Here is a 12,513-nt window from a genome sequence, read left to right as displayed (position 1 = left end):
CCGTCATGCGCCGCATTCTGACCCGCGTACTTCTCGCCGCCGCCCTGGGGAGCGCCTTGACCGGCGCGGCCCAGGCCCAGGGCAAGGCGACCCAGCCCGTGGCGCTGTTCTATTTGATGGAGACGCCCAAATCGACGCGCTCCTTCGAGCAGCACATGGACAAGATCGGCCTGCTGGTCCCCACCTGGTACGGGGTGTCCAAGGACGGCCTGGTCACCGGCGCGCCCAATCCGGGGATCCTGGCCAAGGCCAAGGCCGCGCGCCTGCCGGTGATGCCGATCATCTCGCTGACCGAGCGGGCCGGCCTGCATCAGCTGATGCAGAACGAGGCGGCCAAGAAGGCGATGAACGAGGCCCTGGTCCGCGAGGCCAAGGCCAACGGTTATGTCGGCTTCCACTTCGACTTCGAAAACATCAGCTATCTCGACCGCGACGCCTTCACCCTGATGGCCAAACAGACCGCGGACGCCCTGCACGCCAACGGCTTCACCATGGGCGTCGCCATCGTGCCCAACGCCCCCGGCCATCCAGGCAAGGGCGCCTATTCCAAGTGGATGTGGGAGTACTGGCGCGGCGCCTATGACATCGAGGCCCTGGGCAAGATCGCCGACGAGGTCAGCCTGATGACCTATGACCAGCACACCCGCTGGACCCCGCCGGGCCCCGTCGGCGGCATGCCGTGGGTGATGGAGAACCTCGATTACGCCCTGAAGGTCGTTCCCCGCGAGAAGATCTCGCTGGGCATCCCGCTCTACGGCTACCGCTGGTTCGCCGACAATCCGGTACGCCCCGACGGGACCGAAGCCGTCAACATCAGCGGCGTCTATTTCGACGCCGACGAGTCCATGCCCATGGCCCGCGAATACGGCGTCAAGGTCCAGTGGGACGATGTCCAGAAGGAGAGCTGGTACGTGCTCTACCGCGACCAGATGAACGAGTGGGTTTCGATGCCCGACGCCCGCAGCTTCAAGGCCCGCTACGACGTGGTCAAGCAGCAGGGCCTGGCCGGGTTCAGCGCCTGGGTGCTGGGGTCCGAGGATCCCGCGATCTGGGACGTCCTGCCCGTCGTCAAGCGCTGAGGATCACCGATGCGACCCGCTCATCGTCTCGCGACCGCCAGCCTGGCGACCCTTTCCCTGGCCCTGGCCGCGGGTACCGCATTGGCCGCGGCCCCGCCGGCGCCGATCATTCCGGTCCCGGCCGAGCTGACGCCCGGCCACGGCGCGCTCTTCGTCCGCTCTGGGGCCCTGATCTCGGTCCCGGCCGGCGACGCCGCCGCCCTGTCGGCCGCCCGGCTGCTGGCCAGCCAGGTCAAGCAGACGCGCGGTCTGGACCTCGTCGTGCAAGAGGGTGGGGCCGGAACGGTCGTGCTGATCCGCGATCCGTCGGTGAGTGCGGCCGAAGGCTACGTGTTGACCGTGACGCCGAAGGGCGCGCGCATCGCCGCCAAGGACGACGCCGGCCTGCTGTACGGCGCCATGACCCTTGCCCAGCTGCTCAGCCCCGATGCGGCGTTCGGCCGGCCGGTCAAGATCCCGGCCCTGACTGTCCGCGACCAGCCGCGCTTCGCCTGGCGCGGGATCATGGTCGACGTCGCCCGACACTTCCAGTCGGCGGAATCGCTGAAGCCGCTGATCGACGCCATGGCGGCGCACAAGATGAACGTGCTGCACCTGCACCTGAGCGACGACCAGGGCTGGCGGGTCGAGATCAAGCGCTATCCCAAGCTGACGGAAATCGGCGCCTGGCGCACCCCGCCGACGGCGGGCGAGGCGCCTTCGACCCAGCCCTATGGCGGCTTCTACACCCAGGACCAGGTCCGCGACCTGGTGGCCTATGCCCGCGAGCGGTCGGTGACCATCGTGCCGGAGATCGACCTGCCGGGCCACGCCCAGGCCGCCGTCGCCGCCTATCCCGAGATCGGTGTCTTCGGCGACCGCCCGCCCGTCGCCGTCGATTGGGGCGTCAACCCCTACCTGTTCGACATTGATCAACCCAGCCTGACCTTCATCGAGGGCGTGCTGGACGAACTGATGGACCTGTTCCCCTCGACCTACATCCATGTCGGCGGCGACGAGGCGATCAAGGACCAGTGGCAGGGCTCGCCCTCCATCCAGGCCCGCATGCGCGAGCTGGGCCTGAAGAACGAGCACGAGATGCAGAGCTGGTTCATCGAGCACCTGGGCCAGTACCTGGCCGCCCACGGCCGTCGCCTGATCGGCTGGGACGAGATCCTCGAAGGCGGCCTGCCGGCCTCGGCCTCCGTGATGTCGTGGCGGGGCGAGCAGGGGGCGATCGACGCCGCCAACGCGGGCCACGACGTCGTGCTGTCGCCCGCCCCGACCCTCTATTTGGACAGCCTGCAGAGCGACCGCGCCGACGAGCCGCCCGGCCGGCTGTCGATAGTGACTCTGAAGGACGTCTACGCCTACGAGCCGATGCCCAAGGGCATCGCCCCCGACAAGGCCGGCCATGTGCTGGGCGCCCAGGCCAACGCCTGGACCGAGTACCTGGTGACGCCGAGCCAGGTGCGTCACGCGATCTTCCCGCGCCTGGACGCTGTCTCGGAGATCACTTGGTCGCCGAAGGACCGGCGCGACTGGACGGGCTTCCTCGATCGCCTCGACATTCAGCGCCTGCGTTATGCGCGCCAGGGGATCAACGCCGCTGACGGCGCCTTCGCGGTCAACTTCGCCCTGGACGGCGGCCGTGGCGCGGCGCTGCGGTCGGGCCAGGCGACCCTGGCCCTGTCGACCCAGTCCGGTTTCGGCCAGATCCGCTACACCCTGGACGGCAAGGTCCCGACCGCCCGCTCGCCGCTGTACGGCAAGCCGCTCAAGGTTCCGGTCGGCGCCACGGTCCGCGCGGCGGCCTTCACCGCCAACGGTCGGCCGACCGCCGAGCCGCGCGCCTTTGACGCCGGCAGGATCGCGCTGCTGACCCGAAGCAACACCGAGCTGACGGCCTGCCCTAAGGGGGCTCTGGGCCTGCGTGTGCCGCTGACCTCGGAGGCCCAGGCCGACGCGCCGGCCTTCAACGTCAACCTGTTCGACACCTGCGCGATGTACCCGGCCGCGCCGCTCGACCTAGCCGGCGGCTTCGAGGTCAAGGTCGCGCGCGCGCCGCGCCACTACGGCCTGGCGGCCGACACCGACAAGGTCCGCTGGCACTACAACGCCACCCGCTTCGGCGAACTGGTCGTCCGCGCGGGCGGCTGCGAGGGGGGCGTGGTGGCGACCTTCCCGCTGCCGGATCCCGCGACGGCCGACAATCGCCTGAAGTTCCAGGGCGCCTTGCCGCAGGGGGCAGGCGATTCCGACCTGTGCCTGCTGTTCACCGCGCCGCTGTCGGGACCTTTTTACGCGGTCGAGGCCCTGGCCCTGACGCCCCGTTCTTCCCACTGACCTGGTAAAGGCGAGACCATGCTTCGATCCGCGCTGCTTTCCGCCTTCGCCCTGGCCGCCATGGCGTCGACCGCCATGGCCGGACCGGTCGAGACCCGAAGCCTAGACCAGGATTGGAGCTTCCGGCTCGATCCGGCCGACGCCGCGGCCAAGACCCACGCGGCCGAGGCGGCGCAATGGCGGCCGGCGAGCGTCCCGGGCACGGTGCAGACCGACCTGCTGGCCGCCGGCCGCATCCCCGATCCGTTCGTGGGGACCAACGAGGCGCAGCTGCAGTGGATCGGTCTGGCCGACTGGCAGTATCAGCGCACGCTCGACGTCGACGCGGCCCTGCTAGCCCGGGACCATGTCGACCTGGTGTTCGATGGCCTGGACACCTTCGCCGAGGTCTTCGTCAACGGCGTCAAGCTATTGTCGGCCGCCAATCAGCACCGCCGCTGGCGCGTGCCGGTCAAGTCGGTCCTGAAACCGGGCGCCAACCTGATCACCATCGCCTTCAAGTCGCCGATCAAGAAGCTTCAGCCGGACCTGCTCAAGCAGCCCTACGTGCTGCCCGGCGCCTACGACTCCGCGTTCGGCGACGAGCCGCCGGCCAAGCACACCTCCACCTATGTCCGCAAATCGCCCTACCACTACGGCTGGGACTGGGGGCCGCGCTATGTCACCGAAGGCATCTGGCGCGAGGTGCGGCTGGAGGCCTGGGACGAGGCGCGGATCGACGGCTTCCGCATCCGCCAGGACCAGGTCGCCGCCGACCACGCCCGGCTGTCGGCTGAGTTCGAGATCGAGGCCGACGGAACGCGTACGGTCGAGCTGACGGTTACCCCCACCGCGCCCGACGGCGCCGCGCTGCCCGTGGTCCGCCAGACCGTAACCCTGGCTCCGGGCTTGAACCGCATTTCCGTGCCGGTGCCGATCGCCGCGCCCAAGCTGTGGTGGCCGGCGGGCTACGGAGCCCAGGACCTCTATCGCTTCAATGCGTCCGTGGCCCTGGACGGCGCGGTCGTGGCCAAGGCCGAGCGCCGCTCGGGCCTGCGCACGGTCGAGCTGCGCCGCGAGACCGACGCCTGGGGCAAGAGCATGGGCTTCGTCGTCAATGGCGTGCCGGTGTTCGCCAAGGGCGCCAACCTGATCCCGTTCGACAGCTTCTCGCCGCGCGTCACCGACGAAAAGATGCGGCAGATCCTGACCTCGGCCCGCGACGCCAACATGAACATGCTGCGCATGTGGGGCGGCGGCCACTATCAGAGCGACGCCTTTTACGCGATGGCCGACGAACTGGGTCTGATGATCTGGCAGGACTTCATGTTCGGCGGGGCCATTCCGCCCTACGACGTGGCGTTCCGCGAGAACACGCGGGTCGAGGCCGTCGAGCAGGTCAAGCGCCTAGGCGACCATCCCAGCATCGTGCTGTGGAGCGGCAATAACGAGGTGCAGACCGGCTGGGAGAACTGGAGCGACCGGGTCGCCTTCAAGACCTCGATCCCGCCGGAGGAGCGGGAACGCATCGTCGTCGGCATGACCACCCTGTTCGGCCAGGTGCTGCGCGGCGCGGTCGCCGAGAACGACCCCGACACGCCCTACTGGGCCGGGTCGCCCAGTACGGATTATGACGGCGCTTCCGACCTGCTGACCGATGGCGACCGCCACTACTGGAGCGTCTGGGGCGGCTCGCTGCCGGTCGAGGAGTATCTGCACGTCACGCCGCGCTTCATGTCGGAATATGGCCTGCAGTCGCAGCCGGAGATGCGGACGCTCAGGACCGTCGCCAAGCCTGAGGACATGTCGGTCAATTCCGCCGTCATGCGCGCCCACCAGAAATACGCCAAGGGCGAGGGCAACGAGCGGATCCTGTTCTACATCCGTCGCAACTACGGCGAACCGAAGACCTTCGAGGACTTCGTCTATCTGAGCCAGGTGATGCAGGCCGAGGGCATCGAGTTGGCGGCGCTGCACCATCGGTCCTCGCGGCCCCAGACCATGGGGTCGCTGTACTGGCAGCTCAACGACGTCTGGCCGGGCGCCTCATGGTCCAGCGTGGACTATTACGGCCGCTGGAAGGCCCTGCAGTACCATGCGCGCCGCTTCTATGCCCCGGTCGCCCTCGCGGCTATCCACGACAAGGGCGCGACGACGATCACCCTGCTGTCCGACCGCACGACCGCCGCGCCGGTCCGCTGGCGGGTGCGGGTGATGGACGTCGACGGCAAGGTCCTGTCGGACAGCGCCTCGGACGCCGAGCTCAAGCCGCTGGCGGCCACCCAGGTCGCCGACCTGCCGGACGCGGAGCTGTTCAAGGGCGCCGACCCCGCCCGGACCTTCGCCGTGGTCGAGCTGATCGAGAACGGCCGGACGGTCTCGCGCGGCGTGGTCACCCAGGTCCCGGGCAAGGCCATGGCCTTGCCCGACCCGCGCCTGGAGGCGGCCTGGTCGAAGACGGCGGACGGCTATGCCGTGACCATCAAGGCCGCCAAGCTGGCGCGGGCCGTCTGGCTGGGCTTCGGCGACCTTGACGCCACCCTGTCGGACAACGCCTTCGACCTGCCGCCGGGCGAGGCCATCACCGTCCAGGTGACGTCCAAGGCCTCGCTGGCTCAGCTGAAGCGGGCCTTGACCCTGCGCAGCCTCCACGGCGCCACCAAGCCCGTGACGCCCTAGGAGCCGACGATGGTTCGACCTCACGCCCTGGCGGCCCTGCTGCTGCTGTTCGCCACCGCCGCCCCCCTGGCCGAAACCTGGGCCGCTGAGACCCCGGCGGACCTGGTCTCGCGCCTGAGCCTCGAGGAGAAGGCCGCCCAGCTGCAGAGCGCCGCGCCGCCGATCCCGCGGCTGGGGATCCGCGGTTACGAGTGGTGGAACGAGGGCCTGCATGGTCTGGCCCGCAACGGTCCGGCCACGGTCTTCCCTCAGGCCATCGGCTTGGCCGCGACCTGGGACGAGGGCCTGATGGGCCGGGTCGGCGAGGCGGTGTCGATCGAGGCGCGGGCCAAGTTCAACGCGGTCGGCGACCGCGACCCGGGGCGCTACGAGGGCCTGACGATCTGGTCGCCGAACATCAACATCTATCGCGATCCGCGCTGGGGACGAGGACAGGAGACCTATGGCGAGGACCCGCACCTGACCGGGACCCTGGCCGCCGCCTTCGTGCGCGGGATCCAGGGGCCTGATCCGCAACACCCCCGCGCCATCGCCACGCCCAAGCACTTCGCGGTCCATTCGGGACCCGAGGCCGGCCGCCATGGCTTCGATGTCGATGTATCGCCGCAGGACCTGGAGGCCACCTACCTGCCGGCCTTCCGCCAGGCGGTGGTCGAGGGCGGCGCGCGGTCGGTGATGTGCGCCTACAACGCCATCCACGGGTTCCCGGCCTGCGCCTCGCCGCTGCTGCTGGACCAGACCCTGCGCCGCGACTGGGGCTTCAAGGGCTTCGTCGTCTCCGACTGCGACGCGGTCGACGACATGACCCAGTTCCACTATTTCCGCCTCGACAACGCCGCGTCGTCGGCTGCGGCTCTGGCGGCCGGCGACGACCTGAACTGCGGCAACGCCTACGCCCAGTTGCCGGCGGCGGTCCGCCGGGGGGACCTCGACGAGGCGATGCTCGACCGCGCCGTCGTCCGGCTGTTCGAGGCCCGAGCAGCCTTGGGCGCGCTGTTCGCGCCTGATCCAGCCAATCCCTACGCCAGGATCGGCGCTGACGCCGTGAACAGTCCCGCCCACCAAGCCTTGGCGCTGGAGGCGGCGCGCAAGTCGATCGTGCTGCTGAAAAACGATAGGAAGCGCCTGCCGTTGGCCGCGACCACCAGGATCGCGGTGATCGGGCCGGACGCCGACGCCCTGGAGGTGCTGGAAGCCAACTATCACGGCGCGGCGGTCGACCCGGTGACGCCGCTGCAGGGTCTGCGCGCCCAGTGGGGCGAGGGCAACATCCGCTACGCCCAGGGCTCCGGCGTCGCCGAGGGCGTGCCGGTCGCCGTGCCAGAGACCGCGCTGCGCACCGGCGTTGGCCCGGACGCGATCCAGGGTCTGATCGGCGCCTATTTCGACGATCCCGCCCTGAGCGGCGCGCCGCGCGTGACCCGTACCGATCGCGTCGTCAATTTCGACTGGGACCGCGCCGCGCCGGCCCCGGGCCTGGATCCCGCCCGCTACGGCGTGCGCTGGACCGGCGCGCTGGTCCCGCCGGGGCCTGGCCAGTACGCTCTGGTCGTCGGCGTCGCCCGCTGCTTCGACTGCAAGGGCCACGATCCCGTCCGGCTCTGGGTGGACGACAAGCTGGTGGTCGACGACGACGGCTCGGGCAAGGCGGTCGAAGCCGTGCTGAACTTCGCCGACACACGTCCGCGCCGCATCCGCCTGGAGCTGTCGCACACGGGCGAGGACCAGGGCGTTCGCCTGCAATGGCGCGCCCCGGCCGCGCCGCAACTGGCCGAGGCCGTCAAGGCCGCGAACCAAGCCGACGTGGTGGTCGCGGTCGTTGGCTTGTCGCCCGACGTGGAAGGCGAGGCCTTGCAGGTCACCGTGCCGGGCTTCGACGGCGGGGACCGCACCGACATCGCGCTGCCCGCGCCGCAACGGCGGCTGCTGGAGGCGCTGGCCGCCACCGGCAAGCCGCTGGTCGTGGTGCTGACCGCCGGCGGCGCCGTCGAGCTCGACTGGGCCAAGACCCATGCCGACGCGATCCTGGCGGCCTGGTATCCGGGCCAGTCCGGCGGCGTCGCCATCGCCGAGACCCTGGCGGGCCTCAACAACCCGGCCGGCCGGCTGCCGGTGACCTTCTACAAATCGGCCCGCGACCTGCCGCCTCTGGTCGACTACGCGATGAAGGGGCGCACCTATCGCTATTTCGAGGGCGAGCCGACCTATCCGTTCGGCTACGGCCTCAGCTACACGCGCTTCGACTACGGCGCGCCGAGCGTGTCGTCGGTCGCTCTGAAGGCCGGCGAGGAACTGATTGTCGAGGCCGAGGTGGCCAATGTCGGCGATCGGGCGGGGGACGAGGTGGTCCAGGCCTATCTGACCCCGCCCAAGCCCGCGGACTATCGCGGGCGGCAGGCCGATCGGCTGCTGCTGCGCACCCTGGTCGGCTTCGATCGGGTGACCCTGAAGCCCGGCGAGCGGCGCAAGGTCCGCTTCACGCTGTCGCCCCGCGACCTTTCGCAGGTCGCCCGTAACGGCGCGCGGGCAGTGGTCTCCGGTCAGTACACGCTGTTCGTGGGCGGCGGGCAGCCGGGCAAAGGGCCTGGTCACGAGGTGAACTTCACGATCGAAGGCCAGCAGGAGCTTCCGCGATGAGTCTCAGTCTCTCCCGTCGCCAGGCCCTGCTGGCCGGCGCGGCTGCGGCCCTAGCCGCCACGCCGGCGAAGGCAGCTCCGTTCATCTCGCACCGGCCTCCGGTCGAGGCCCGGCGCTTCGCCAGCCCGGCTGTCGAGACCCTGATCCGCCAAGTGAAGGCCAAGGTCGCCGATCCCGAGCTGGCCTGGCTGTTCGAGAACTGCTTCCCCAACACCCTGGACACCACGGTGTTCCTCGGCGAAGTCGGCGGCAAGCCGGACGCCTTCGTGATCACCGGCGACATCGACTGCATGTGGCTGCGGGATTCCTCGGCCCAAGTCTGGCCCTACCTGCCGCTGGCGGCCAAGGCGCCGGAGCTGCGGACCCTGTTCCGCGGCGTGATCGCCCGGCAGGCCCGCTGCATCCTGATAGACCCTTACGCCAACGCCTATATGCGCGACCCGGCGGCGCGGACGAACCTGAAGTGGTCGCAGCAGGACGTCACCGAGATGCGGCCCGGCGTGGGTGAGCGGAAGTGGGAGATCGACAGCCTCTGCTATCCGATCCGCCTGGCCCACGGTTATTGGCGCGCGACCCGCGATCCCGCCCCGTTCGACGCCGAGTGGCGCCAGGCCATGGCCGTGGTGGAGCGCACCTTCCGCGAGCAGCAGCGTAAGACTGGTCCCGGTCCCTACAGTTTCCAACGGCCGTCCACCCTGGCGACCGAAACCCTGATGCTGGAGGGCAGGGGGGCGCCGACCCGCAAGGTCGGGCTGATCCATTCGATGTTCCGGCCCTCCGACGACGCCTGCGTCTATCCGTTCCTGATCCCGTCCAACCTATTCGCCGCCGCCAGCCTGCGGCAGTTGGCGGAACTGGCCACCGAGGTGATGCACGACACGGCCTTCGCCGCCGACTGCGCGGCCTTCGCCGACGAGGTGACGGCGGCGTTGCAGGCCCATGGCCTGACCCGCGACGCCGACGGCCAGCCGGTCTGGGCCTTCGAAGTCGACGGCTTTGGCAATGCGATCTTCATGGACGACGCCAACGCGCCGGGCCTGCTGAGCCTGGCCTATCTGGGCTGCGTACCGCACGACGACCCGGTCTTCCGCCGCACCGCGCGCCTGGCCTGGAGCGACCGCAACCCGTACTTCTTCAAGGGACGGGCAGCGGAGGGGATCGGCGGGCCGCACGCCGGCCTCGACATGATCTGGCCGATGTCGATCATCATGCGCGCGCTGAACGCCCTGGCCGACGGCGACGACGCCACGGTCGTGGCTTGCCTGCGCAGCCTGAAGGCCACCCACGCCGGCGCAGGCTTTATGCACGAAGCCTTCCACAAGGACGATCCGGCCAAGTTCACCCGCGACTGGTTCGCCTGGGCCAACACCCTGTTCGGCGAGCTGATCGTCGAGATCGCCGACCGCCGGCCAGCCCTCCTGGCCCGCCCCCTGGACCCGACCGCATGACCCAAGTTCCCACCCTCGATCGTCGCGCCCTGATGGCTGGCGCCGGCCTCGCCGGGCTCGTCGCCGCCGCGCCGGCCTGTTCGGCGCCCCGCAAGTCGCTCTGCGACTTCGTCGACCCGTTCATCGGCACGGGCGGCCATGGCCACACCTATCCGGGCGCCACCCTGCCGTTCGGCATGGTGCAGCTGAGCCCCGACACCAGCAACAACGGCTGGGACTCCTGCTCGGGCTACCACCAGCAGGACGGCTCGATCATGGGCTTCTCGCACACCCACCTCAGCGGAACGGGCTGCGCCGACCTGCTGGACGTGCTGGTAGTTCCCGCCACCGGTCCGGTGCTGCTGACGCCGGGCGAACCCGGCAAGCCCGACGAAGGCTATCGGTCGCGCTACGACCGGGCCAGCGAGCACGCCTCGCCGGGCTACTACAAGGTCCGCCTGACCGACGCGCGGATCGACGCCGAACTGACCGTCACCGAGCGGGTGGGCCTGCACCGCTACACCTTCCCCAAGGGCGAGCCGGGCCACCTGCTGATCGACCTTCAACATGGCCAGAAAGACTGGTGGGAGAAGTCGCCCGAGACCCGGGTCAAGAACGCCAGCCTGCGCCTGGTCGGCGATGACACGCTGGTCGGCGCCCGCCAGGTGTTCCAGTGGGCTCCGGGGCGCTGGATCTATTTCGCCCTGAAGCTGTCGCGGCCGTTCAAGGAGGCCCAGCTTTATGCCGCGGACCAGCCGTTGGCGACCGAGACACGGGAGGCCAAGGGCGAGAACCTCAAGTGCGTGCTGCGCTATCCCGACGCTGGCGAGGCTCCGCTGCTGGTTAAGGTCGGCCTGTCGGGCGTCGACATCGAGGGCGCGCTGGCCAACCTGCAGGCCGAGGCGCCCAGCTGGGATTTCGACAGCGCGCGGCGCTCGGCCCGCCAGATCTGGGAAAAAGCCTTGTCGTCGATCCGCATCGACGGCGCGTCCGACACCGACGCGAAGATCTTCTACACCGGCCTCTATCACAGCCTGCTGGCGCCGACCCTGTTCAGCGACGCCGACGGCCGCTACCGGGGTATGGACCAGAAGGACCACAAGGTTTCGGCTGGCCGCCGCAACTACAGCACCTATTCCCTGTGGGACACCTACCGGACCCTGCATCCGCTGTTGACCCTGGCCCAGCCGGCCCGCGCCGCGGACGTGGTCGCCGGCCTGGTGCCGATGGCCGAGGAGAGCCCCAAGGGGCCGTCCGTCTGGCCGCTGCAGGGCATCGAGACCGGCACCATGAACGGCTGGCACGCCGCCGTCGTCCTGGCCGAGGCGCAGGGCAAGGGCCTGGGCGGCCTGGATCCGGTCCGCACCTGGAAGGCGTTCCGCAAGCGGGCCTTCGACGACGACGTGCTGGGCCTGGACTGGTACAAGCGCCTGGGCTTCATCCCGGTCGACGAGGTCATGGAAGGCGCCAGCCGTACGCTGGAATACGCCTATGACGACTGGGCCATGGCGCACCTGGCCGCCGCGGCCGGGGCCCACGACGACGCCAAGGCCCTGCTGGTCCGCTCGCGCAACTATCGCAACCAGTTCGACGCCGCGACCCAGTTCATGCGCCCCCGCAACGCCGACGGCTCGTGGGTGACGCCGTTCGAGCCGCGGGCCATCGGCCACATGGACAAATGGCGCGACTTCACCGAGGCCAACGCCTGGCAGGCCACCTTCCTGACCCAGCACGACCTCTACGCCTACATGGAGCTGTTCGGCGGCGAGAAGGGTCTGGAGGCCAAGCTCGACGCGCTGTTCACCGCCAGTTCGGAGATGCCGCCGGGCTCGCCGCCCGACATCGCCGGCCTGGTCGGCCAGTACGCCCACGGCAACGAGCCCTGCCACCACGTGGCCTATCTCTACGCCTATTGCGGCGCGCACCATAAGACCCAGGCCCAGGTCCGAATGCTGCTCAAGAGCCAGTACCAGGCCAAGCCCGACGGTCTGTCGGGCAACGAGGACTGCGGCCAGATGAGCGCCTGGTACGTGATGAGCGCCCTGGGCCTCTATCCCGTTGATCCGGTGATGGGCGCCTATGTCTTCGGCTCGCCGCTGTTCGCACGCGCCGAGATCGCGGTGGGGCAGGGGCGCAGGCTGGTGATAGAGGCCCAGGGCGTCGCGCCGGACCGCTTCTACATCCAGTCGGCGACCTGGAACGGCGCGCCGCACGATCGTTGCTGGATCGGCCACGACGAACTGGTCGAGGGCGGGCGGCTGGTGTTCCGGATGGGCGAGCGGCCGAACCCGGCGTTCGGCGCGGCGCGCTCGTCGCGTCCGCCCTCGGCGCCGAAGTTCGCGTGACGCCGAGGCCTGGCTGATCCCCGATCCCGTTTCTTCCCCCGT

6 protein-coding genes and 1 pseudogene are annotated in these 12,513 nt (G+C 69.8%); all 7 read left to right on the top strand.

Annotation, left to right across the window (positions count from 1 at the left end; translation table 11 throughout):
* Positions 1-5 precede the first annotated feature (5 nt).
* The 7 genes and pseudogenes from ACSQ2G_RS13920 (at position 6) to ACSQ2G_RS13890 (ending at position 12,471) form a co-directional block, all read left to right on the top strand.
* Complete coding sequence (locus ACSQ2G_RS13920) at positions 6-1,079, top strand: glycosyl hydrolase family 18 protein (protein WP_436031755.1); 1,074 nt, start codon at positions 6-8, stop codon at positions 1,077-1,079.
* Between the two features lie 9 nt (positions 1,080-1,088).
* Entirely contained in the window at positions 1,089-3,404 is a 2,316-nt protein-coding gene (locus ACSQ2G_RS13915) for a beta-N-acetylhexosaminidase (protein WP_436031753.1), read from the top strand.
* 18 nt (positions 3,405-3,422) lie between these two features.
* Positions 3,423-4,025: pseudogene (locus ACSQ2G_RS13910) on the top strand (glycosyl hydrolase 2 galactose-binding domain-containing protein); the annotation flags it as partial.
* Between the two features lie 63 nt (positions 4,026-4,088).
* On the top strand, positions 4,089-6,062 hold the full coding sequence (locus ACSQ2G_RS13905) for a beta-mannosidase (protein ID WP_436031976.1): 1,974 nt from the start codon (positions 4,089-4,091) through the stop codon (positions 6,060-6,062).
* Between the two features lie 9 nt (positions 6,063-6,071).
* Positions 6,072-8,699, top strand: coding sequence for a glycoside hydrolase family 3 C-terminal domain-containing protein (locus ACSQ2G_RS13900; RefSeq protein ID WP_436031751.1), 2,628 nt, complete (start codon positions 6,072-6,074; stop codon positions 8,697-8,699).
* On the top strand, positions 8,696-10,147 hold the full coding sequence (locus tag ACSQ2G_RS13895) for a glycoside hydrolase family 125 protein (RefSeq protein WP_436031749.1): 1,452 nt from the start codon (positions 8,696-8,698) through the stop codon (positions 10,145-10,147). The genes ACSQ2G_RS13900 and ACSQ2G_RS13895 overlap by 4 nt, the downstream gene beginning before the upstream one ends.
* The gene (locus tag ACSQ2G_RS13890; protein WP_436031747.1) at positions 10,144-12,471 is read left to right on the top strand and encodes a GH92 family glycosyl hydrolase; all 2,328 of its coding nucleotides are present in this window, start codon (positions 10,144-10,146) and stop codon (positions 12,469-12,471) included. Before ACSQ2G_RS13895 ends, ACSQ2G_RS13890 begins: the two co-directional genes overlap by 4 nt.
* The last annotated feature ends 42 nt before the right edge of the window (positions 12,472-12,513 follow it).

This window comes from Caulobacter sp. LjRoot300 (genome assembly GCF_964253875.1).
Lineage (GTDB): Bacteria > Pseudomonadota > Alphaproteobacteria > Caulobacterales > Caulobacteraceae > Caulobacter.
Note: the sequence above shows the minus strand (reverse complement) of the source record. Positions and strands in the feature narration are given on the sequence as shown.